The organism is Algoriphagus sp. 4150, assembly GCF_031457395.1.
Lineage (GTDB): Bacteria > Bacteroidota > Bacteroidia > Cytophagales > Cyclobacteriaceae > Algoriphagus.
Genome location: NZ_JAVDWS010000003.1, coordinates 233,708 through 258,223, shown reverse-complemented (window position 1 = coordinate 258,223; position 24,516 = coordinate 233,708). Strand labels below are relative to the sequence as shown.

General features: G+C 42.0%; 17 protein-coding genes. 10 read left to right on the top strand and 7 right to left on the bottom strand.

The window, feature by feature from the left end; genetic code table 11:
* The first annotated feature begins 110 nt into the window (after positions 1-110).
* Positions 111-1,451 (top strand): signal recognition particle protein, encoded by a 1,341-nt coding sequence (gene ffh / locus J2X69_RS07310; protein WP_310100794.1) that lies wholly within the window; start codon positions 111-113, stop codon positions 1,449-1,451.
* 65 nt (positions 1,452-1,516) lie between these two features.
* Here the strand turns inward: ffh and J2X69_RS07305 are convergent, their stop codons facing one another.
* The 3 genes from J2X69_RS07305 to J2X69_RS07295 form a co-directional block, all read right to left on the bottom strand.
* Positions 1,517-1,987 (bottom strand): NUDIX hydrolase, encoded by a 471-nt coding sequence (locus J2X69_RS07305; protein ID WP_310100792.1) that lies wholly within the window; start codon positions 1,985-1,987, stop codon positions 1,517-1,519.
* Positions 1,988-2,232: 245 nt separating this feature from the next.
* A complete protein-coding gene (locus J2X69_RS07300; RefSeq protein WP_310100790.1) occupies positions 2,233-2,976 on the bottom strand; it encodes a LytTR family DNA-binding domain-containing protein in 744 nt (247 codons plus the stop codon).
* Between the two features lie 239 nt (positions 2,977-3,215).
* On the bottom strand, positions 3,216-4,289 hold the full coding sequence (locus J2X69_RS07295; protein ID WP_310100788.1) for a histidine kinase: 1,074 nt from the start codon (positions 4,287-4,289) through the stop codon (positions 3,216-3,218).
* Between the two features lie 336 nt (positions 4,290-4,625).
* Here J2X69_RS07295 and J2X69_RS07290 point away from each other — a divergent pair, with 336 nt between their 5' ends.
* The gene (locus tag J2X69_RS07290; RefSeq protein WP_310100786.1) at positions 4,626-7,139 is read left to right on the top strand and encodes a TonB-dependent receptor domain-containing protein; all 2,514 of its coding nucleotides are present in this window, start codon (positions 4,626-4,628) and stop codon (positions 7,137-7,139) included.
* Positions 7,140-7,510: 371 nt separating this feature from the next.
* Here the strand turns inward: J2X69_RS07290 and J2X69_RS07285 are convergent, their stop codons facing one another.
* Positions 7,511-8,491 (bottom strand): pyruvate dehydrogenase complex E1 component subunit beta, encoded by a 981-nt coding sequence (locus J2X69_RS07285; protein WP_310100784.1) that lies wholly within the window; start codon positions 8,489-8,491, stop codon positions 7,511-7,513.
* A gap of 172 nt (positions 8,492-8,663) precedes the next feature.
* The gene (locus tag J2X69_RS07280; protein WP_310100782.1) at positions 8,664-9,068 is read right to left on the bottom strand and encodes a rhodanese-like domain-containing protein; all 405 of its coding nucleotides are present in this window, start codon (positions 9,066-9,068) and stop codon (positions 8,664-8,666) included.
* Positions 9,069-9,136: 68 nt separating this feature from the next.
* On the opposite strand from J2X69_RS07280, the gene J2X69_RS07275 reads away from it, so the two are divergent.
* Positions 9,137-9,646, top strand: a complete 510-nt coding sequence (locus tag J2X69_RS07275) for a metallophosphoesterase family protein (RefSeq protein ID WP_310100781.1) — start codon at positions 9,137-9,139, stop codon at positions 9,644-9,646.
* Positions 9,647-10,079: 433 nt separating this feature from the next.
* Here the strand turns inward: J2X69_RS07275 and J2X69_RS07270 are convergent, their stop codons facing one another.
* Positions 10,080-10,223: a hypothetical protein gene (locus tag J2X69_RS07270; protein WP_170857096.1), complete on the bottom strand. Its 144-nt coding sequence runs from the start codon at positions 10,221-10,223 to the stop codon at positions 10,080-10,082.
* A gap of 166 nt (positions 10,224-10,389) precedes the next feature.
* Between J2X69_RS07270 and hisS the strand changes: the two genes are divergently transcribed.
* From hisS to J2X69_RS07255, 3 genes are read left to right on the top strand one after another with little or no spacing between them, the layout of a single operon-like run.
* The gene (gene hisS, locus J2X69_RS07265) at positions 10,390-11,751 is read left to right on the top strand and encodes a histidine--tRNA ligase (protein WP_310100779.1); all 1,362 of its coding nucleotides are present in this window, start codon (positions 10,390-10,392) and stop codon (positions 11,749-11,751) included.
* Positions 11,752-11,793: 42 nt separating this feature from the next.
* Positions 11,794-12,129 carry a YbaB/EbfC family nucleoid-associated protein gene (locus J2X69_RS07260; RefSeq protein WP_310100777.1) on the top strand — a complete coding sequence of 112 codons (336 nt, stop codon included), beginning with the start codon at positions 11,794-11,796 and terminating at the stop codon, positions 12,127-12,129.
* A complete protein-coding gene (locus J2X69_RS07255) occupies positions 12,126-13,133 on the top strand; it encodes a glycosyltransferase family 2 protein (protein WP_310100775.1) in 1,008 nt (335 codons plus the stop codon). The genes J2X69_RS07260 and J2X69_RS07255 overlap by 4 nt, the downstream gene beginning before the upstream one ends.
* On the opposite strand, the gene J2X69_RS07250 is transcribed toward J2X69_RS07255, so the two are convergent.
* The gene (locus J2X69_RS07250) at positions 13,130-13,348 is read right to left on the bottom strand and encodes a PspC domain-containing protein (RefSeq protein ID WP_091695064.1); all 219 of its coding nucleotides are present in this window, start codon (positions 13,346-13,348) and stop codon (positions 13,130-13,132) included. The two genes, J2X69_RS07255 and J2X69_RS07250, sit on opposite strands and share 4 nt — an antisense overlap.
* A 140-nt stretch (positions 13,349-13,488) precedes the next feature.
* On the opposite strand from J2X69_RS07250, the gene J2X69_RS07245 reads away from it, so the two are divergent.
* From J2X69_RS07245 to J2X69_RS07230, 4 genes are all read left to right on the top strand, one after another.
* Complete coding sequence (locus tag J2X69_RS07245) at positions 13,489-15,213, top strand: tetratricopeptide repeat protein (protein ID WP_310100771.1); 1,725 nt, start codon at positions 13,489-13,491, stop codon at positions 15,211-15,213.
* Positions 15,214-15,699: 486 nt separating this feature from the next.
* Complete coding sequence (locus J2X69_RS07240; protein ID WP_310100769.1) at positions 15,700-18,948, top strand: TonB-dependent receptor; 3,249 nt, start codon at positions 15,700-15,702, stop codon at positions 18,946-18,948.
* Positions 18,949-19,001: 53 nt separating this feature from the next.
* Entirely contained in the window at positions 19,002-20,732 is a 1,731-nt protein-coding gene (locus J2X69_RS07235) for a RagB/SusD family nutrient uptake outer membrane protein (RefSeq protein WP_310100767.1), read from the top strand.
* A 140-nt stretch (positions 20,733-20,872) separates the two neighbouring features.
* Positions 20,873-24,397, top strand: coding sequence for a VCBS repeat-containing protein (locus J2X69_RS07230; protein ID WP_310100765.1), 3,525 nt, complete (start codon positions 20,873-20,875; stop codon positions 24,395-24,397).
* Positions 24,398-24,516 lie beyond the last annotated feature (119 nt).

The window sequence follows — 24,516 nt, the reverse complement described above, 5'->3', positions numbered from 1 at the left end:
TGGGCAAACCCCCATCTATAAAAATAGGGAGCCCCGGCGGGAATAGATGCAAGACTCCTTTCTATCACTGATGAAAATCATTACTTTTGCACCAAATAGCCACGTAAGGAATGTTTGATAATTTAAGTTTAAAATTAGACCGGGCTTTCAAAACGCTGAAAGGAACCGGAAAAATCACGGAAATAAACGTCGCAACGACTGTCAAAGAGATTAGAAGAGCTTTGATCGATGCCGATGTTAACTATAAAGTAGCCAAGGAAGTCACTGATACGATCAAGACAGAAGCCCTTGGCCGTGATGTCTTAATCTCTGTATCTCCCGGTCAACTCCTGATAAAAATCACCCAGGAAGAGCTGACCAAGCTAATGGGGGGTAAGAAAGAAGATGTTAAAATATCCGGCGACCCGGCGATTATCTTGATCTCAGGCCTTCAGGGTTCCGGTAAAACTACTTTTACGGGCAAGCTTGGAGCACACTTGAAGAAGCAAGGCAGACAGGTATTGCTGGTGGCTTGCGATATTTATAGACCTGCTGCGATAGATCAGTTGAAAGTGCTGGGTGAGCAGATAGGAGTAGAAGTATATGCTGAACCTGAGAATAAGAATGCATTGGAAATCGCCAACAATGCGATTGCCTATGCAAAGAAGACAGGTAAGAAGACTGTCGTAGTAGATACAGCAGGCCGTCTGGCTGTGGATGATATGATGATGAATGAGATTGAAGCGTTGAAAAAAGCGCTGAATCCATCAGAAACACTTTTTGTAGTTGATTCCATGACGGGTCAGGATGCGGTGAATACTGCGAAGACCTTCGATGAGCGTTTGAATTTTGACGGTGTGGTTCTTACCAAACTCGATGGTGATACCCGAGGTGGTGCCGCGATTTCCATTCGCCATGTGGTAAATAAGCCGATTAAGTTTATTTCAACAGGGGAGAAAATGGAAGATCTGGATGTGTTCCATCCTGATCGTATGGCTCAAAGGATTTTGGGGATGGGTGATGTGATTTCCCTGGTGGAGAGAGCACAGCAATCCTTCGATGAAGATGAGGCCAAGCGGATCAATTCCAAGATTCGCTCAAATAATTTCAATTTTGATGATTTCCTTTCTCAGCTGGAGCAGGTGAAGAAAATGGGTAATATCAAAGATCTTCTGGGAATGATTCCCGGTATGGGTAAAGCAATGAAGGGGTTGGATATCGATGATGATTCCTTTAAGCCTATCGAGGCAATAATCAGATCTATGACTCCTGCTGAGCGGGAGAAACCTGATCTGATTGATGGAAGTAGGAGAAAAAGACTTGCGGCCGGATCCGGCAGAACTATCGTGGAGGTGAACAACCTGATGAAGCAGTTTGCGGATATGCGTAAGATGATGAAGCAGATGAACAAGATGGGAGGAGCCAAAGCAGCCATGGGCAAGATGCTGCCTCCCGGAATGGGAAGAAGATAATAGGTTGGAACCCGGTCGAGAGATCGGGTTTTTTGGTTTATTATAAAAAAGCGGAGAATTTATTTTTAATGGTATTTTCTAAATGCCTGTAATGCACACATGCTTCCTTGATCCCATAACAATTCCTCGCTGTCGAGCATTTTTTGAAATTCAGTTTGGTTTACCCATTTGGCATCGGTAATATAGTCCTGATCAGGGTTTTCCGGTGGGTTTTCCATGATAGTAGGATTTTCTGCGATAAAGTAATGCATTGGTCTGTAGCCAAAAACGCGTTCTGATGAGTACAGATGGCAAACTGAGTCAGACTGCATGGCTACTTCTTCTGCCAGTTCCTCTATGGCGTGTGTCAGTATATTTTTGTCTACTTTGTCCACACCTCCACTGACAAATTTCCAAAATTTTCTATCATAGCTGTGAATGTACTCTTGAATTATGAAAATTTCTTTGGTTTTAGTATTGAAAGGATACACAATCACAACCTCACGTTCTTTTCTGCTCGGTTTCTCTTTCAATTTTGTTTGGAGTGTTTCTAACATATACAAAGGGATTTCCTAAAATAGTAGTTGGTTATTTGATCAGTGTGCAAAAGTAAAGGAAATTCTTTTGGGGGAAAATTGAATTCAATCAGTGCTTCGAAAAACGGGGAAAGATATTTTTACTATCCGCAGTTATGCGGTGAAAGGGACAAAAGCAGAAAAGGATTTGATGAACTCCAGCGTACTATTTCAGTTACAATTAAACCCGCTTTTCCTGAAGTAGGATCCGTTTTTTTTAAGCCTAATCAATTCATCCATCTACTCATAAACTCTAAGAAAATATCCTTGTAATTATCACTTACCGTAATATGGCTTTTGCCGATTTGGATCACATTTTTGGATACAGAATCTATATGGTCCAGCGCCACAATATATGACCTATGAACTCTCATAAACGTATCGGAAGGAAGCAGCTCCTCCATGCTTTTCAGGCTGGTCAGAGAAAGTAATGGGTTTGGCTTGGAGAGCAAATGCACTTTCACATAGTCTTTGTAAGCTTCGACGTAAGCAATATCTTTCAGCATTACTTTGACCAGTTGATATTCTACTTTGAGAAAAATGTAGTCTTTCGATGAAGAATCAACAAGTATTGGTTCGGCTTTCGTTTGCGCTTGTTTTTCGAAGTAGGAAAATGCTTTGGTAGCGGCATTCAAAAAGTCCTCATAGCTATAAGGTTTGAGCAAATAGTCCAGAGCTTCTACTTTGTATCCTTCTATGGCAAACTGATGATAGGCTGTTGCAAAAATGATTTTAGTCTTATCGGAATTTTTTTTGCCGTCCAGCACTCTTGCTAGCTCCATTCCGGATAGATCAGGCATCTGAATATCCATAAAAGCGAGCTGCACCTCGTTTTGATTAATAAATCCCAAGGCTTCTATGGCATTGGAAAACTTGCCTATGAGATTCAGAAAGGAGGTTTGTTCGATGAACTTGCTTAGCAATTCCAGTGCAAGAGGCTCATCATCTATGGCAACGCAGTTGAGTTTCATGTGTTTATATTTTATCTTTCAAAGGCCACGCCGAATAGTCGGGGCAGGCTATGGGATCTCGCACGGTTTATAATCATCCCACTGTGTGTCGCCTTCGACATGCTCGATTTCATGTGATTATATTTTGTCTTTCAAAGGCCACATGCCCGTCCCGACCTTCGGGAGAATCCCTGCCTACGGCAGGCAGGTCGCAAATCTTGTAATCACTTCGGCCAGTAACGCGTGAGTCAAGCTCGATTTCATTCCAGATTGATCGTAAGATTTACCCAATACTCCTGTTTGGCTTCGTCTTTACCAAATTTTAGGCGATGTTTATCCGGATAGAGAAGACTTAGTCTTCTTTGTGTGTTCACTAGACCAATGCCGTTTTCCTTAGCTTCCGGACTGTCAGAATGTACCGGGAAAATATGGTTGCGTGTTTCGAAAAATACAGTTTCCCCCATGACTTCCAATTTAATAAGAATTTCACTTTGTTGTTGGCTACTTATCCCGTGTTTGAAAGTGTTCTCCATAAATGGGAGCAAAAGCATAGGGGCGATCACCAGATCATCCTTTGGCTCTTCTATGGAAATATTGAGCGTGACTTTTTCAGTCAGCCTCATTTTCATCAATTCTATGTAATCATTTATGAAACTAACCTCCCGACTGAGCAGGGTCTCGTTTTTCTGATTTTCATATAGCACATAGCGCATCATGCGGGATAGCTTCAAAAGTGCCTCTTGCGCTTTCTTTACATCCAGATTTGTGAGTGCGTAGATATTATTAAGTGTATTGAAGAAGAAATGGGGATTGATCTGAGCTTTTAGGTAGGATAGTTCGGTGTTGATTCTCTGTTGGTCCAGTTCTCTTCTGAGGGTTTCATCTTTTTGCCACTTCTGCACGGAAGCTACCGAGGTGCTGATTCCAATGGTCAATAGATAAAGCGTCACATTGAAGATATCTCCATATATTCTGCGTGGCTTTGGAGTATATGGCTCGTCAGGATTGAAAGCCCTGTGTATCAGTTCCGGCAGATTTAGAAAATTTTCAGCGTACACAAGTATTCCTACAAAAAGTACTCCACCCAGGATGATTGTCAATAGATACACGGCGAGCTTTCCCTCCAATAAGACCTTGGGTACAAACCAAAGCATATTCACATAAAATATGCAGATAAGCAGCACTGCCATAAATACTTGCTTTACCCAGAATTCTACGGGAATGTCAATACGCCAAGAGAGCGGGGATAGCAGCAATAAAACCGTGCTCAACATGGCCCAACCCAGAATATGCACTAGAATTGAAACTCTCCTTTTGGGACTTAGATTGATCATAAATCTGATTTTCAGTATCCAAACTAACGCAAAGCACTCCTTTATATAAAATTAAATCGGCGAATTCGGTGATTGTGACTACCAAAGGTCTAATCCGGCAGATGTACGGAACTGTCGATCGACTACAGCTTTTAATCTGATGAATGCGGGTGTTTGTCGATGAAACCACCCCAGCCGTCTATTTACGGAAAAACTGCGCAACAAACCTTGTTGCTTTGGGGTATCAACTAACACGAGACCTAAAATTCAAATTTGCCGCAATCAAAAAAAGTGACTTTTAAAGGTAAGACAGTCATTTTTCTTTGATCTGGTCAAAAGAGCAACTATTTACTACAAATGAAAAAATTATTTAACATTATCACAGTTCTTGTCCTAATTAGTGCCGGTGGGGTGATGGCCCAGCAGGCTTCGGGGAAAGAGAATACTCCTGCTAAAATCGTTGGTGTGGCCAAGGATATGAAATCGGGAGAACCTGTAGCTTATGCCACCGCCGCGCTCTATGTAGCAGATAGTGATGTCAATGTAGCAGGAGGTGTAGCTGACGGTGACGGACAGTTTTTTATCACAGGAATGGAGCCTGGGACCTATGATCTGAAACTTAGTTTTTTGGGTTTCGAGACCACCGTGATAAAGGATATCCAGATTGTCAGCAAGACAGGGGATGTTAATATTGGAGAAATCGAAATGACTGACGAGGGCCTGGCGCTCGAAGAAGTGACGGTACAGGGTCAGCGTGATTTAATTGAAGAGCGCGTGGATCGCACGATCTATAAGGCTGAGAATGATAAGACCACAGCAGGAGGTGATGGAACAGACGTACTGAGAAGAGTACCTATGTTGTCAGTGGATTTGGACGGAAACGTATCCATGAGAGGAAGCAGCAATATCACCGTTCTAATAGATGGTAGACCTTCAGCTATTGCGGCCAGCAGCATCACAGATGCATTGAAGCAGATCCCTGCGGACGAAATCAAATCTGTGGAAGTGATTACTTCTCCATCTGCCAAATACGATGCAGAAGGTACCTCGGGGGTGATTAATATTGTTACCAAAAAGAACAATCTACAAGGGGTGTCTGCCAACATCCGTACAGGGACAGGTTTGAGAGGCTCTGATTTGGGGTTGAATGCCAGCGCCCGAAAAGGCAAGTTCGGATTTACATTGGGCGGATTTGGTCGAGCAGGTTATAATATCAAGGGTGGCTTTGACAATTCCCAGTTAATTACCGATGAAAATGGTACGCAAACCACTATTCTCCAGTCTGCAGACACAAAACAATCTCAATTATTTGGACGCTATAATTTCGGAGTCGATTATGAAATAGACCAGTACAATTTCTTGGCCGGGGCCGTGAATTTTGGAATAAGGAACAGAAGCAACTTCCAAAGTGACTTTCTGGAGCAGAAATTCATAGCTGGAGTTTTGGATAGCAATGTACTGAGAGAGACCGATACGAAGGACAATTCAAATTCTATAGATGTCAGCTTGAATTATACCAAGACTTTTGAGAGGAAAGGGAAAGAAATCTCTTTGTTGACCTTGTATAGCCGAAACAATGGTGAGAATTCCTTTGTAAACACGCTTTTTGAAGAGGATATGTCCACAATTAACTCAAGATTGAAAAACGATAATCCAAGCAAAAATGAGGAGTACACTGTTCAGCTTGACTTTGTAGAGCCACTGGGGAAAAACGGGAATTCAATCTTGGAGTATGGAGCTAAAAATATCCTTAGAAAGGCCTATTCTGACTTTGCATACTTTCGGGCAGAAGGTGCTGACGGAGCATATGTTGAAGATCCTGATCCTACCTTGAGCAATGAGTTTAACTATGATCAGAATGTAACTGCGGGCTATGTTTCTTACACAGCAACCCTGTTTAAAAATTATACCATCAAACCGGGTGTCAGGTACGAATACACAACAATCAATGCAGATTTCAAAACTGAGTCTGCCGTGGATATCCCTTCGTATGGCACATTTGTACCAAGTTTGAACGTGAGTAGAAAACTTAGTAACGGTAATTTGATCAAAGGCTCTTACAATCGGAGAGTTTCCCGTCCGTCACTTAGATTTTTGAATCCAAATATTGATGCTTCCAATCCACGGCAAATTTCTCAGGGTAACCCTGAATTGGATCCTGAATTCACAGATAATTACGAGTTGGGCTACAGTACTTTCTTCAAAAGTACAATGATAAGTTTCAGCGGTTTCTTTAGAAATACCACAGGATCTATACAGGCAGTGAGAACTATCCAAGAGGATGATATTATTTACACCACCTATGACAATATCGGTCATGAGAGAGCCGTGGGTACAAATATCTTTACCAATATCAGCATCAGTAATAAGCTCTCTTTGAACGGCAGCATGGATCTTTACTATGCGATGCTTGACAATGGGCTGACAGATCCGCGTTTTACGGCATCCAATAAGGGCTTTGTAATAAGTGGTCGTCTATTCGGTAACTACACTCTTCCTAAAGATTGGCAGGTTCAGTTGTTCACCTTTGCAAGAGGCCGCCAAGTTGAATTACAGGGTTCATCCGGGGGATTTGCAGCCTATGGAATGGGTATCAATAAGCAGTTTGACGAAAAAAGAGGAACTATAGGTTTTGGTGCGGATAACTTTCTTTCCAAAGAATTTAAAGTTAGAAACGAGATCACGACGCCTACCATTGTGCAGAATAGCACAAATGTGATGCGCAACATGAATTTCAAAGTAAACTTCAGCTATAGAATAGGCAAGATGAGCATGGACCAAAAACCTCGAAGGAAAAAATCAGTCACTAATGATGATTTGAAAGAAGGTGGTAATGAAGGCGGTGGAGCTGAGATGCAACAGAATAAATAATTAAAGAAAGTAAATAGTAGATTGGGTTACAAGAGAAAAACCCGGCCTCGTTTGAGGACGGGCTTTTTTATGCTTTCATTTTTCTACCACAATGCTCACAGAGATTTATGCAGAGAGGGCTGCTTAAAATCTACTTTACAGTATAGAATTAAGGGGCTGAAAGCCCTAGGCGCTAGCTATCTAAGCTCAGCCCTTAATCTTCAGCCTCCGTGAGTGTCTCACTCACGGAAAAGCGACTGTTAAGGACAGTTCGTGATGATACTTGGCTCTTGATTCTCGACTCTAGAATCTAATGTCTAATACTTGCTACTACTAAAAAAGCCCGGCTTCAATTCAATAAAGCCGGGCTTTTCTATGACTTAAAAGAATGATTAATCCTTATAGCAGACTTTCTTGATAGCATCTACAGTTCTCTTCACGGTAGGCAAAGTAGCTTCAATGTAAGCAGGAGAGTAGCTCAAAGGAATATCCATAGAATTCACACGGATTACAGGTGAGTCTAGGTAGTCAAATGCATATCGCTGAAAGTGGTATGTCAATTCAGAAGAAATTCCTGCAATAGGATTGGCTTCTTCTACGATCACCACACGGTTGGTTTTCTTTACAGACTCCATACAGGTAGCATAATCGATAGGTCTCACCGTACGAAGGTCAATGACCTCAGCTTCAATTCCTTCTTTTGCCATTTCTTCAGCAGCCTGTAGAGCTACCTTCATCATTTTACCGAATGAAATAACTGTGACGTCTTTTCCTTTTCTTTTCACGTCTGCTACACCGATTGGCAGAAGATATTCTCCTTCAGGTACTTCACCTTTATCAGAATACATTACCTCAGATTCCATGAAGATAATCGGATCAGGGTCACGTATAGCTGCTTTCATCAGGCCTTTAGCATCGTAAGGATTGGAAGGAACAATGACTTTCAGTCCTGGGGTGTTGGCAAACCAATTTTCGAAATTGGAAGAGTGGGTAGCTCCCAATTGGCCGGCGTTTCCGGTAGGACCTCTGAAGACTACCGGTACACTATAAGCTCCGCCTGACATGGCTAACATTTTCGCTGCGGAGTTGATAATCTGATCTATAGCGACTAAAGAGAAGTTGAAAGTCATGAATTCGACGATAGGCTTTAGGCCGTTCATCGCGGCACCTACTGCTAATCCGGAAAATCCCAGCTCGGCAATGGGCGTATCATAGACACGGTCCGGTCCGAATTCATCCAGCATTCCTTGGGATACTTTGTAAGCTCCGTTATATTCAGCAACTTCTTCGCCCATCAGGAAGACGTCTTTATCACGTCTCATTTCTTCGGACATTGCCTCTCTTAGGGCTTCTCGAAACTGTATTTCTCTCATTAGTTTATGACAAAATTTTGGCTCGTAAAAATAGAAAGGAATTGGCCAAAACCAAAAATTAAGGCCGTTTTATCCCCAATTGATTAACCCAAATACACTGTTTTTGAATTAACGAACTCCAAAATTCCATATCTGCCCAATTCCCTTCCAAATCCGGATTTTTTTATTTGTGTCATTTTTCTATGGGCTTCCCGGCTTCTAGCCATGAATCAATTCCACCCTCAAGGGAATAAATGTGGGTAAATCCCGCCTCCTTCATTAATAAAGCTGCGTCGGCGGATCTAATCCCGGCTTTGCAATAGAGTAAGTAGGTGCTGTTCTTGTCTAGTTTTGCAATTTCTTTTTTGAAATTTTCATTTTTATAATCAATGTTTTGGGCATTTAGTATGCGTCCCTCAGCTACTTCCTCCGGTGTGCGTACGTCAATTATCCGAACTGCATCTTTATCTTTGTTTTTTACCAATTCTCCCAATTCTTCTACGCTAATTACTTTTATCTCAGTAGATTGGGCTAAGACGAAATCAATCTTAACTAGACTCATGGCGAGTACCAGGTAAAGAATTTTTTGAAGTTTCATGATTGTGGGTTTGATGTGAACAATTGCTAATCGATATTGAAATGAAAATTTAGCAAGATTAAGTTCAAATGCCTACTAAGATCGCTCTCATCTCTGATTCTCATAGTTACATAGACCACAAAACGCTCGCCTATCTGGAGGAAGTGGATGAAATTTGGCATGCAGGGGATATTGGAAGTTTCGAGGTGATGAAATCTTTACCCCCTGACAAACCTATACGGGCAGTTTATGGGAATATTGATGATATGGCTATGCAGCAAACCTATCCTGAATGGCAAGAATTCACGCTGGAAGGAGTGAAGGTGTTAATGACGCACATCGGGGGCAAACCTCCCCGCTATGCCACAGGTATCAAAGCGGAAATCAAGAAATCGGCTCCCCACCTTTTTATCTGCGGGCACTCTCATATTTGCAAAGTGGAATTTGACAAAACAGTGAATTGCCTCTACATGAATCCAGGGGCTATAGGACAGCATGGTTTTCATGTGATGCGGACGATGCTACTGTTTGACTTGGAGGCAGGTCAGATAAAAAATCTCCGGGTGGTAGAGCTGGGGAAAAGGGGGAAGGTTTTGTGAAAAGTGTAAGTGGTAAAAGGTAAAATGTGGAAAGTGAGAGCTAGCCTCAGTTTGCAGGTTTTAATCTGGCGGTCGTGATCTGTGTCTCGCAAGTGCCTGGGATTGCTTAGAGGGGACGTGGGTCAGTCCGAGCGGAGTGGAGGACCTTTCGACTTCGCTCAAGGTGACCATGGTCACGCTTCCAAGAACAATTCCTGTCATCTCGATTTGTACATTCTCTTAAATGTTAAGCATCGCAATTACGGAATTTTCCGCCGCTGTGGTTTGTGCCTCACAAACCACTAAGGTGATTAGCTATTTGTGCTGTATTAATTGGCAATCAAATAAAAATTAAAGCTGAGTTCTCTGCGTACAACTCTGTGTTCATCGCGGTTAAAAAAAAACAAAAAAGGCGATCAGATGACCGCCCTCTATGTTTTTGCAGAAATAAAAATTATTTCGCGAAAGACTTCTTAAGCTCTTCAACGTCCACGTTTCTGATTACAGGCTGAGCAGACAATTGCTTGATCTTAATCACACGTGTGGTCTGAGATTGTCTTTTTCTTTTAAGTTTTCTCTTCAGTGTAGTAACTGCCATGGTCGTATATTTTTAATAGTATTGTTTCGAAACGAGTCGCAAAAGTAAATAAACATTTCTTTTTAGCCTAAATTATTTTGGGATTTAATTCTTTGACGTGCACGATATCAGGGCGTGTTTCCTTTTTTTTGAATAAATTTGGCAGCTAATCACCAAAAAACAAGCTATGCAAAAGCCAAGTCTGCCTAAAGGAACCCGGGATTTTGGGACCATCCAGATGGCCAGAAGAAATTATATCCTAGATACAATCAAAGGCACTTTTCAACTTTTTGGCTATAATCAGATTGAGACTCCTGCGATGGAGAATCTCAGCACGCTAACCGGTAAATACGGGGATGAGGGTGATCAGCTGCTGTTTAAGATTTTAAACAGTGGAGATTACTTGAAAAACGTGGCTGTAGAAGATTTGCAGAATGGCTATAAACAAACGCTTACAAAGGTCTCTGAGAAAGGCCTTCGATATGATCTCACGGTTCCCTTTGCACGCTTTGTGGTAATGAATAGAAATGAGCTGACTTTTCCTTTCAAGCGCTTCCAGATTCAGCCTGTTTGGCGTGCAGACAGACCTCAGAAAGGAAGATATCGTGAGTTTTACCAGTGTGACGCAGATGTGGTGGGTACGGATAGTTTGCTTTGCGAAGCAGAAATTATCCTGATGATCCGATCTGTTTTTGAGAAATTGAAGTTGAATGATTACAGCATCAAGCTGAACAATCGAAAAATTCTTACGGGGATTTCTGAAGCTATAGGGGAGGCTGGGAAAGAAGGTCCACTTTGCGTAGCCATAGATAAACTGGACAAAATCGGCTGGGATAAAGTCAAAGAAGAATTGGGCGAGCGGGGTTTCGCAGCCGATTCTATCAAGAAATTAACCCCACTGGTGACGTTGGAAGCTGATCAAGTAGGAAAGTTAGCTTTCCTGAAAGAGTTTTTGGCTAGCAGCGAAACCGGACTTCAAGGTGTGGGTGAACTCGAAGAAGTATTTCAGATCTTAAAGGATATGGGCGAAACTCTGGATTTTGTAGAGCTTGATATTATGCTGGCCCGGGGATTATCCTATTACACCGGAGCGATTTTCGAAGTAAAAGTAAACCATGTGTCCATCGGATCCGTGAGTGGAGGAGGTCGATATGATAATTTGACGGGAGTTTTTGGGCTTTCGGGAATGTCAGGAGTAGGATTTTCGTTTGGAGTAGATCGCTTGTACGATGTGTTGGAAGAGTTGGATTTATTTCCTGAGGACAGCATTCAAAGTACTAGAATTCTCCTGACTCACTTTGATCAGAAAGCATTTGTCTATGCATTGGGCTTGTTGAAGAAATTCAGGGCAGCCGGAATCAAAGCAGAACTTTACCCTGATCTGACCAAGATGAAAAAGCAGTTGGATTTTGCTTCTAAAAAGGCAATCCCATTTGTTGGTATTTGTGGGGATTCCGAGATAGATGCAAATGTAATAGCCTTGAAAAATCTGGAAACAGGAGCTCAGGAATCCTTAAGTTTGGAGGAAGTAATAGCGCGTTTAAAGTAAATCTGAAATCACAGTCATAGGATAATTCTTAATACGAAATATATGTTTGATATAATGGGCATGATGGGCAAAGTGAAAGAAGCCCAAGCAAAAATTAAAGAAACACAGGCTAAACTTGTACACTTGACGGCGACCGGTGAATCCGGAGCAGGAATGGTGAAAGTTACTGTGAATGGAGATAGGAAAGTAATGAATATCGATTTTGACGACTCTCTACTCTCTCCCAAAGACAAGGAAATGCTGAGCGATCTGATCGTGGCGGCGACTAATATTGCGATGACCGCAATCGAGGTGAAAATCAAAGCTGAGATGAAAGCAGCTACAGAAGGCATGATCCCGAATATCCCCGGAATGGATCTAGGCGGAATGTTTGGATGAAGTCCTGCGCTATCGTCATACTGAATTACAATGGGGAAGAAATGCTGAAGACATTTCTTCCTTCAGTTTGTACGCATAGTAGCTATGACGTCTGGGTGATAGACAATGCAAGTACTGATGGCTCAATAGATTTTTTGAAGGCGGAATATCCGCAGATTCAACGGATCAAGCTCACTGAGAATTTTGGTTATGCAGGAGGGTATAATAAGGGACTCGAACACATCAGAGGTAAATACGATTATTACATCCTGCTTAATTCTGATGTGGAAGTGACTGCCGGATGGGATTCACATCTGATTGATTGGATGATGTCCCATCCCGATTATGCTGCGCTTCAGCCTAAGATCCTTTCTTGGAGTGAGAAGAGTCTGTTTGACTACGCAGGTGCAGGAGGTGGTTTTTTGGATGCATATGGCTATCCTTATTGTAGGGGAAGAATTTGGGATTCAATAGAGAAAGATCTGGGTAACTACAATGATTCCATTGACGTGGATTGGGCTTCGGGAGCATGTATGGTAGTGAATGCTACAGTATTCCATGAATTGACCGGCTTCGACTCAGATTTTTTTGCCCATATGGAGGAAATAGACCTTTGCTGGCGAATGCGGAAATCAGGGTGGAAAATAGGATATAAAGGATCAGTGGAAATATATCATCTGGGGGGAGCCACACTTGATAGGGCTAGCCCTAAGAAAATGTATCTGAATATCAGGAATAGTCTGAGTATGATTTATAAAAATGAGAACTCATCTAGATATGCCCGGATTTTTCCGGTCAAATCTTTGTTAGAACATCTGGCGGCGGTGAGCTTTATGATTCAGGGGAAAAAGGAGTTTTCGAAAGCTGTATTGGATGCCTATAGAGACTTTAAGCTAAGAAAGAGTTCTATTGAGAAATTTCACCCGGAAACGGATGGAAGAGTAGAGGTGAAAAGACAGGGAGACGTGACTTTAATCTTTTGGAACCGGAAGGTATTAGGGAGAAAGAGCTACGGCCAGCTTTAATCAAAAAGTACAGGATTATTCTTTTTTCTAAAGAACTTTCTGATTTTCATAGTCATTGCCATACTCACATAGAGGATCACCGGTGAACCCATTGTAACGAACGAGGCATAAATAAAGAATAAACGAATGCTGTCTATAGGGAAATTGAGCTTTTCACCCAAACGCGAGCAAACTCCAAATGCTCTTTCTTCGAAGAATATTTTCAGCTTTTCCATGGTTATAGGTGAGTTCGTTACGGTAAATTTAAGGAAAAAGTATTTAGAATTAATAAATAAGAATGTTAGACCAATTGTTTAAGAAAAACCCTCTTTTGTTTTTCGTCCTGTTATTGCCGCTTATTTGCAGTTCAATAATAATGCCCGAAACTGATTTTTTGCAAGATTCCAAAGTAACTCCCGGGAAGCTCGAGTTTTTTAGGGATTCGGTGCGTTTTGAAGTGACCGGTAGTATTCCCATAGAATCTGCTCTAAGTCCTAGAAACCCCCAGGTCAAGTTGCTTTTGAAATCGTCGGGGAATTCCGTACTCTTCGAAGATGTCAAACTGACCAAAAAAGTGGCTGCGTATGAGTACAAAAAATCCTTTGTGCTGGCTTATGAGCCCTGGATGGAAGGGGCATTCTTGGAAGCTCAGTTTTTCCACGGGAAGAAAATACAGTCCGAACCTTCTCAGAAAAAGATACTTGCCCGAGGTGTGATCTCAACACCGCTGCTGGCTAAAATCGGGAATGTAAATCCTGATGAACCAATTCCACAGGTAGGATTATTTATTTCCACGGGAGCTATGGATGCGGATCTTTCCCGGTCCGGTGAATTCCTCATCCGCTTTGACGCGGGATCTTCAACGGTAAAAATGAATGCTTCGAATAAGCAGGCAATCGCTGATTTGAAGACTTTTTTGACAGAGAATTCATCTGTGGTGTCTTTTAAAATCACCGGTACCCAATCTCCCGAGAGTTCTGAAGGGAAAAGCAGTAAGTTGGGTATGGATAGGGCAAAAGAGGTTAAACGGTTGCTGCAGGGATCCGGTATACAACTAAGAGATAGTGTGACAGAAGTCAAATCAAGGTGGAATGACTGGTTTGATTTTAGGCTGCAGCTTAGGGAGTACGAAAAGCTTTCTTCCCAAAGAAAGGATCAATACTATGCTGTTTTGTTGGATGGATCAGACTATCCCGCCCAAACTGAGGCATTGAAAAAAATCTCGGGATTCAATCAAGTTGCCCGGGATTTATTTCCCGCTCTGAGAGCAGTCAAAATTGAAGTGGTGGCGAAGCCTCTCCAAGGGCTGAATCAAGCTCAGACGGCTTTACTTCGCCAGGCGTTGAGCGAGAATACTTCAAGCCCGGATCTTGATATGGCAGACTGGGCTATAGCAGGTGAGGCATCTCCCAGACTTGAGGATAAGGCAAAAATCTACAGTAAAATGACGGAGTTGTTTAGATCTGTAGTGCCCTATAATAACCTGGCTGTAGTGAAGATGCGGATGGCTCAGCGTACATTGGATCAGAGGACCAAGGATTTGCTTTGGAAGGAGGCCAATGAGTTACTTTATCAGGCATCCAAAATAGCCACTGATCCCTATGTGTTTCATAATCAGGGTCAAATTCTGGTTTTACAGGGAAAAACATGGGATGCCTATAAGAAGCTCTCTGACGCTTCTGTACTTACACGGAACCAGGATTTCTTGAAGTACAACGAAAGTTTGAGGGGAGCGCTGGATATCATGAGGGGAGATTACAAGCTGGCTACCCTCCGTTTTGATTACCCTTACACCGAGCCAAAGGATTTTTTCAATAAAGGCTTGGCGTACTTCTTATCCAAGGACTATGCTAATGCCAGTTTGTCGTTTGAGGAATCAGTAATGGCTGGAAGGAATTATGGATATGGCTTTTACGGACTAGCCATGATAGCCGCCGAAAGTGGCCAGACTGAGATTGCTTTACTGCAACTGGACAAAGCAATTCATGCAAGTGAATTAATTTATCAAAAAGCTTTAGTGGATCCGATTTTTGAAGAAATTAGGTCATCTGATGAATTTTTTCAAATTTTTAGATCGCCTGTTGACAGAAATGAAAAATAACAGGCAATTCATTGACTTTTCACAGAAATATCCCGGCTAAGAACACTGAATAGGGGTTGTGTGATTTTTGGTAAACCGGTTAATTGCACTAAATTGGTGTCGTATTAGTAGTTAAAGCTGTGGATTTTTGCAGTTATCCTATAGGAATTCCAAATATTATTTTCGCCTTTGAATTTGAAATTTCTTTAAGATTCTTTAACATTGGTGCTTTAGTACAATTTACGTAACCCAAAATATTTGCCTATGACCTATTCTACTCAGAAGTAGTGTTCCCACCCATGCAGCATCGCCTACTGATGCTCTCAGACCTAAAGGTTTCTCAATTAGCTGGTTTATAAAAAAACCGCGGTATAGTCGCAAAAGTATCCTGTAGATCGGGAGATGAGCTTTTGCTATTATTTTGAGCACTATCGCAATCGATTGCGATAACCCAATAAAAAAGACAAGTATTTGAAATTAATCTTGTTACCCAATCTATCTATATTTATGAAAAACATTTACAAAAATCTAAGTGCAATAGTACTGCTCTTAGTTCTTACCGGTACGGCTGCCTTTGCGCAAAAAACCGTGACCGGTACAGTGCTGGACGAGTATGACATGGGACTTCCCGGGGTTTCAGTCCTGGTGAAAGGAACTACTACAGGTACAGCTACAGATATTGACGGGAAGTTCTCCCTCAATGTACCAAATGATGATGCCGTTCTGGTTTTTTCATTTATCGGCTACAGCAGATTAGAGCAAGCCGTAGGAAATAGAAGCGTCGTTGATATTAAGTTGGCTCCTGATGAGCGGACACTTACCGAAATGATAGTTACTGGTTACTCCATCGACAGCAGAAGAGAGACTACAGGAGCAATAGCTACGGTTTCTTCCAAAGATTTGGCAGTAATCCCTACAGGCAACGTAGAGCAGGCCCTTCAAGGCCGTGTTTCTGGCGTTACAGTGATTACCAATGGTCAACCTGGGACTACTTCCATTATCCGTGTCCGTGGTTTTGGAGCTTTTGGAGGCAATGAGCCCTTGTATGTGGTAGATGGTGTTCCAGTGGAAAACACTGATTTCCTTAATCCTGATGATATAGAATCGACCACGGTGTTGAAAGATGCTGCTGCAGCTTCCATCTATGGAGCGAGGGCGGCAAATGGTGTGATTATCTACACTACCAAGCGTGGAAGAAGAGGCAATCAAAAACTCAGAGTAGATTACAACGGGATGTATGGTGTGACTACTCCAGGAAAAGGGATCGATATGATGAGCCCGCAGGATCAGGCAGATTATACATGGTTGGCAGAAAGGAATGCAGCAGCTGCTGAAGGAAGAGCAACTAAATTTGATCACCCTCAATTTGGGACTGGTGATTCGCCTGTATTACCTTACTACATTAGAGTTGGTGATCAAGGTGGGGTTGCAGGTCCCTTCTCACCGGATAGATTGGCTGAAGAGGCTGCAAAATACAATGTTGATTATGGAAAGGGGGATATTTACCAGTTGGTTAGAGCTGCGACCGGTCAAGGTACTGATTGGTTTAAAGCTGTTACAAGAAATGCCCCATTGAACCGTCATTCGTTAGGTATCAATGGGGGCTCCGAGACTAGCAGGTTTTACTTGGGGTTAGGAATTCAGGATCAGGCGGGTATTTTATTGAATAACACGCTACGCAGAATAAGTTTTAGAGCCAACTCTGAATTTGATGTGACTAAACGAATCAGAATAGGTGAAAATTTCCAAGCTACTTATAGAAGAGCGCTTGGCATTACAGGCGGAGAAGGTGGACGAGGTGTGTCTAGGGATGAGAATTCAATTTTGGGAGCGTTCCGTATGTCCACAATCATTCCTATTTATGATGAGTTCGGGGGGTATGCCGGTACAGCTGCGCAAGGGTTTAATAACCCGAGGAATCCGGTCGCGGAGAGAGATGCGTTAAAGGACAATAGAGCTTTCAATGCAAATATTTTTGGGAACGTATATCTGGAGGCTGATATTATAGATAATTTGACCTTTAGGACTTCTATAGGTGGACGATATGACAATTCCTACAGCTATAACTACTCCCGGCACCAATACGAGAATTTGGAGAATAACTCAGCCTTTGGCTACAACGAAGGATCGGGCTATGAATTTGCATGGACTTTTACAAATACGCTAGCTTACAAAAAGACTTTTGACAAGCATGCCTTTGACTTCTTAGCGGGAATGGAATCATTAAATGATGGTGCGGGTAGAAGTATATTAGCTTCAGGACAGAATCCATTTACTGACAATCCAGACTTCATTACAATTACTAACTTACCGGTTTCCAGCAGAATTGTAAATTCTAACTTGTACAAAGGGGTGAATTTCTATTCAATCTTTGGAAGGTTAAATTATACTTACAATGACAAGTACTTGTTTAGTGCGGTCGTTAGACGCGATGGATCGTCTAGGTTTGGCGTGAATAATAGATACGGTGTATTTCCTGCCTTCTCAGCAGCTTGGAGGATTTCATCAGAAGGATTTATGGCAAGTTCCACTTGGATTGACGAATTGAAAATACGTGGCGGATGGGGGCAAATGGGGAACTCCAATAACGTACATCCTAATAATCAATATACTCTATTTGGAGGTAATGTAGGAGCCTCTTCCTACGATATTACGGGATCCAACTCAGGAGCTTTGATTGGTTATAGAAGAACCAGGATCGGTAACGCTGATGCGAAATGGGAGACTGCGGTCACTCAAAACGTTGGTTTTGATGGTACATTCTTTAATGGGCGTATGGATGTGATTTTTGACTTATGGCAGAAGGATACTAAAGATTTATTATTCCAACTTCCGCTGCCTTCTACCGCAGGTTATGATGCAGCCGCACCGGCGATAAATATAGGTGAAATGGTAAATAAAGGGGTTGACCTTTTAGTAGCTTTTAGAGGAAATCTCTCCTCAGATTTCACTTATGACGTTTCTGTCAATGGATCATTATTGAAAAATGAAATTGTTTCTTTGGCTCCTGGAGTGACTATAATTACTTCTGCTAACCCTAGCTTTAGGGGTATTGAGCCTATTAGAAATATGGTAGGACAGTCCCTTTCTTCCTTCTTTGGGTATGAGGTAGAAGGCTTGTTCAGTTCTGCTGAAGATGTAGCCAATCATGCAACTCAGGAAGGAGCCGCTCCCGGCAGGTTTAAATATAGAGATTTGAATGGTGATGGGGTGATTAATGCAGAAGACCGAAAAACACTTGGCTCACCTATTCCGAAATTTACCGGTGGTATGAATTTTACAGTAGGCTATAAAGGATTTGATCTTTCTGCTTACCTATATACTTCTCTTGGAAGTCAGATTTGGAATCACTCGAAATGGTTTACAGATTTCTATTCCACATTTGAAGGGGCAGCTACTTCTGAGCGCCTAAAAGATGCGTGGACTCCACAAAATCTTAATGCTACCATTCCTATTGTGGAGAAAGCCGCTAATTTCTCTACTTCAAGCATAGGTAACTCATTTTATGTAGAAGATGGCTCCTATCTCAGATTGCAAAATGTAACCTTGGGCTACACCTTGCCAGGTCCTTTGTTGGAGAGATGGAGAATGGAGCGTTTAAGAGTATTTGCATCGGCAAATAACTTGTTCACAATCACGGGTTACGAAGGACTTGATCCTGCAGTAGGTGGTGACGCTGATCTGACCTTTGGAATCGATGTAGGTAACTATCCTGTTACCCGTGGGTATACTTTCGGCGTAAACTTAAGCTTCTAAGCTTACATCTAGAACTAGAATCGTGTTATAGAAACTATAATTGATTAAAACACATGAAAAATATAAAAATTAAAGTCGGTGCTCTGATTGCCTCCACGATATTGATGGTAGCGGTGAGCTGTAGCGATGATTTTCTGGAACTCACTCCTACAGGGGAATTGACGCAACCTCAAGCAACTACTTTGGCTGGTTTTGAGGCATCTCTAATCGCAGTGTATTCTCAGGTAAACGGTAGAGCCAATAGAATGGCATCCCCTTCAAACTGGGTTTGGGGTAGTATCAGAGGTGGTGATGCTAATAAAGGAACGGATCCGGGAGATTTTAATACCATTAATCCGGTTCAGCGGTTTGAGGTAGATGCGACAAACCAGACGCTCTTAGATAACTGGAATGGGAATTATGAAGGTATAGCTCGGGCAAACAATGTATTGAGACTTATGCTGGGTAAAGGTGATGATGTAACTGATGAGGATGTTACTAGGATAGCCTCACAGGCAAAATTTCTTCGAGCTCACTACTATTTTCAATTGAAGAGGAATTTCGAAAACGTTCCTTATGTCGATGAAACAATAGATTATAAAAATGGCTTGGAGGATGTGGTGAATAATGTGGATATATGGCCAATGATTGAGGCCGACTTCAAATTCGCTGTTGATAATTTACCACCAACGCAGTCTGAGGTAGGTAGAGTAAATTCCTGGGCTGCTAAAGCCTATTTAGCTAAGGTTTACCTCTATCAGAATAAATTTTCTGAAGCAAAGACCCTTTTTGATGACGTAATCAATAACGGGGTAACAAGCGGTGGTTTGAAATATGGTTTACTTGATAATTACGGAAACCTTTTTAGAGGAGAGTACGATAATAATCTGGAATCTGTTTGGGCATATCAGTCGGCTGCGGGTACCGGTTCGGTAAACAACGCGAATCCTGAATTTGATCTGAATAATCCATACAACTCTGCTGCACCGGGTGTTTGCTGTGGGTTCTTTGCACCTAGCTTTACATTTGTTAATTCTTTCCGTACTGATGCTAATGGCCTACCTCTCCTGGATGGATCATTTAACTCTGCTGCGAATCGGGTGAAAAATGATATGGGAATTGCGGCAAACGCTGCATTTACTATAGATCAGGGGCCAATAGATCCACGTGTGGACCACACTGCAGGTAGAAGAGGTATTCCATATATTGACTGGGTGGACCATCCAGGTCAGTCTTGGATAAGACAACAATCTTTCTCAGGTCCTTATTCGGTGAAAAAATTTGTTTACTCTAGAACTGAAGTTGGCTCTTTTCAAGATAACAGTAGCTGGACTCCCGGCTACACAGGAATCAACTTCAATATTATTCGATTTGCGGATGTATTGCTGATGGCTGCTGAGGCGGAAATAGAAACTGGAGGTCTCGAAAAAGCCAGAGAATACGTGAATATGATAAGAACAAGAGCGATGAACTCTAAAGTAATGACGCTAGACGGCTCTGCTCCTGCGGCGAATTATCAAGTCGGTCTTTACACCACTCCATGGTCAGATTCTAATGCTGCAAGAACAGCTGTTCGTTTTGAAAGAAAATTGGAATTGGGTATGGAAGGTCATAGATTTTATGATTTGGTTCGTTGGGGTATTGCTTCGGAAGAGTTGAATGCATATTTGGCCTTTGACGGTAGTATTCTTTTGAACGCACTTGGCGGTGCGACCTACACAGAGAGACATGCAGTTTTGCCTATTCCTCAGAACCAAATAGACTTGGTAGGTCCTGAAAAATTGATCCAGAACCCTGGATTCTAATTAGTGGATTTTCAATAAATTAAAAAGGGAGGTTTTTGCCTCCCTTTTTTTATGACTACCCCTATAAAATACAATTTTTATTTAGGTTATGCACTAAAAATAGTAACTTCAAAGCAACCCAAGTACCCAACCTATTTACTATGAAATTTACTTTCTCTAGCCTTTTGGTTTTGTCCCTTTTGGCTTTTTCTTCCTGTAAAAAAGAAACTACGCTATTCGAACTTATCCCAGCCGGCAAAACAGGAATTGATTTTAATAATACCATCGTAGAATCCGATTCATTCAATATTCTTACGGATGAATATATCTTCAATGGTGGAGGAGTGGCCGTTGCTGATTTTGACAATAATGGATTGCCGGATCTGTTTTTTACAGGAAATCAAGTTTCTAATAAGCTGTACTTGAATTCAGGGGAATTCAATTTCGAAGACGTGACGGATTATGCGGGTGTAGCTGCCGCCAACCAATGGTGCACAGGCGCCGTCGCTGTAGATATTAATGGTGATGGATGGATGGATATCTATGTTGCCTCTGCTATGAAACTTGGTCCGGGAGAGCGGAACAATTTGCTTTTTGTCAATCAAGGGAAAGATGCCTCCGGTAAAATTACATTCAAAGAAATGGCTTCTGAATATGGGATTGCTGATGCCGGAAATACCATGTGGGCAGCTTTTATTGATTATGATTTAGATGGTGATTTGGACTTATATGTATTGAATAATCAACAAAGCAGAAGTGTACCAACCAACTATCGCCAGAAAATCATCGATGGTTCAGCTGTGAATAATGATGCTTTCTATAGAAATAATGGAGATGGAACGTTTACAAACGTAACTAGCGAAGCAGGTATTACCATAGAGGGGTATGGCCTGGGCGTTTTGGTTTCTGATTTGAATAATGACGGATGGCCTGATATCCATGTCAGCAATGATTACGTGACCAATGATATTATTTATATCAACAACCAAGACGGGACTTTTTCCAATCAATCCGGCGAAATGTTAAGACATCAGAGTATGTTCTCTATGGGAGCTGATATTTCTGATTTTAACAATGATGCCAAACCGGATATCATCACGCTGGATATGCTGGGCGAAGATAATTATCGAAAGAAAACCACCATCGGAAACAACTCTTACCAAGTTTATATAAGTAATGAGCAATGGGGATATGAATATCAATATGTCCGAAATATGCTCCATATGAATAATGGTGAAGATGTGCCATTCAGTGAGATAGGGATGATGTCCGGGGTGTATCAAACTGATTGGAGTTGGGCACCTTTATTTGGAGATGTCGATAATGATGGATTCAGGGATCTTTTGGTGACAAATGGATTTCCCCGGGATATTACAGATAAGGATTTTGCCAATTATCGGGCTGATGTGGGAAATATCGCTTCCAAGCGTCAGTTGCTGGATTCTATTCCAATCGTGAAAATCCCAAATTATGCATTTAAGAATAAAGGGGATTTGACTTTTTCCGATGAAGGAAATGCTTGGGGATTGAACAAACCTTCCTTTTCTAACGGAGCAGCTTTTGTGGACTTGGACAATGACGGGGACTTGGATTATGTGGTTAATAACATAAACGATCCTGCATTTGTCTTTGAAAACACTCTAAATACTAAGGGGCAAAAGAATGGTTACATCAAACTTAAACTACGTGGAACGGAGTTTAATCCCCAGGGATTGGGAGCAAAAGTATTGATCACCCTTCCGGATAGCAGTCTACTCTACCAAGAACAGCAGGTAGTGAGAGGATATATGTCGTCGATTGATGAAGTAATGCATTTCGGAGTAGGCGAAGTGTCTGAAATCTCATCCATTCAAGTCATTTGGCCTGATGGAAAGGAAAGTTCTCACATAAACGTGAAGCCTAACCAACAGCTTGAATTTGCCTATGCAGATGCGAAACAAGGAAAAAACAAGGTGGCTATAATCCCTTCCAAGATACCAAACGCACTCTACGCTGAAGTTTCATCAGCTAGAGGTATGGAATACCGCCATGAAGAAGTGGATAAGATTGACTTCAATATTCAGCGGGTAATTCCGCACAAACTGAGTCAATACGGCCCGAGCTTAGCAGTAGGTGATGTGAACGGAGATGGGATTGAGGATCTGGTAGTTGGATCGGCCTCAGGCTTCGCTCCACGGGTATTTATTCAGGGTATTGACGGAAAGTTCTCCGCAAAAAATCTTATTTCTGAAGAAGGCAATTTCTTTGAGGAGATGGGAATACTTCTTTTTGATATTGATAACGATTCCGATTTGGATATGTATCTGGTGGGAGGAAGTAATGAGTTTATGGGAGATGCAGAAGCGTACACAGATCGGGTGTTTTTGAATGATGGAAAAGGAAATTTCACGCTTGATCAAAACTTCTCAGCAGTGAAAGCAAGTGGGTCTACGGTGCGGGGAGCGGATTTCGATGGGGATGGATTTATGGATTTATTCGTGGGAGGCAGAACTCCTATAGCTCAATACCCTTTTCCTGATAAAAGCTATCTTCTTCGTAATGTCAACGGTCAACTACAGGATGTGACGGATGAAATTGCTCCCGGGCTTCGTAAAGTCGGAATGGTGACGGACGCCATCTGGTCAGATGTGGATGCAGATGGACTTGTGGACTTGGTGGTAGTGGGAGAATTGATGGGGATAACAATTTTCAAAAATGAGGGAGGTAAGTTTACTAAGCTTGAAAATACCGGGCTGGAAAATTATCTGGGTTGGTGGAATTCCATCACTTCCGGTGATTTTGATCAAGATGGAGATACGGATTTTGTAGTAGGGAATCTTGGTGAAAACAACTCGCACCACCCCACAGCCGAAAGACCGGTGAAGATCTACGCCAAGGACTTCGACAATAACGGAAGCGTGGATCCAATTACTTTTGCTTACTACAAGGATCGTGAGGGGAATTACAACTCTTTTCCAAGCCACTTTTGGGGAGATTTAAATGGGCAGAGTCCAATGTTTAGAAGGAAGTTTGAACGCTATAAATTATATGCGCTAAGTACTGAGCAGTCTCTTTTCACTGAAAAAGAACGAGAGGATGCGTTGATTCTTACCGGGAACTACGATAAGACGGCTTATATAGAAAATCTAGGCAATGGCAAGTTTAAAGTAAAAAGGCTCCCAACCTTGGCACAGATAGCCCCAGTGAATGGGCTGGTGACGGAGGATGTAAACGGGGACGGGTTTCCTGATGTAGTCATGATAGGAAATGACTACGGCAATGAAATCTTTGTAGGTCGTCTGGATGCACATTTGGGACTTGTTCTATTGGGAGATGGAAAAGGAGGATTTACACCGATGAGCCCCCAAGAAAGTGGATTTATGGTTCCGGGAGATGGAAAGGCTTTGGTGAAAATAGCTTCGGCTCAAGGTGATCCACTTCTGGTAGCGTCTCAAAACCGGGGGAAGCTGCTGATGTTCGAACCTCAAAATAACCGGTCGGGTAGATCTATTACTCCCGGTCAGGAAATAATGGCGGTGATTTTGGAATTGGAAAACGGCAAGAAGCAGCGGATAGAAACCGGCTTTGGCTCCGGATTCCTCTCCCAGTCGGGAAGGGAAATCAACTTGCCTATAGGAGTGAAGGGAATTCAGTTGCAGGATTACAAAGGAAATATCAAGGATGTAGATATGAATTCTTTGGATTGATGCGTCAGTACTTTTCCCGCAGATAGTCGCAGATTTTGCAAAGTGAAGTGCTTAGGATGACAAAGAATATGTGTATCCTGTTAGTTGCATGTATGTCGAAATTAATGATGGAAGTTTAT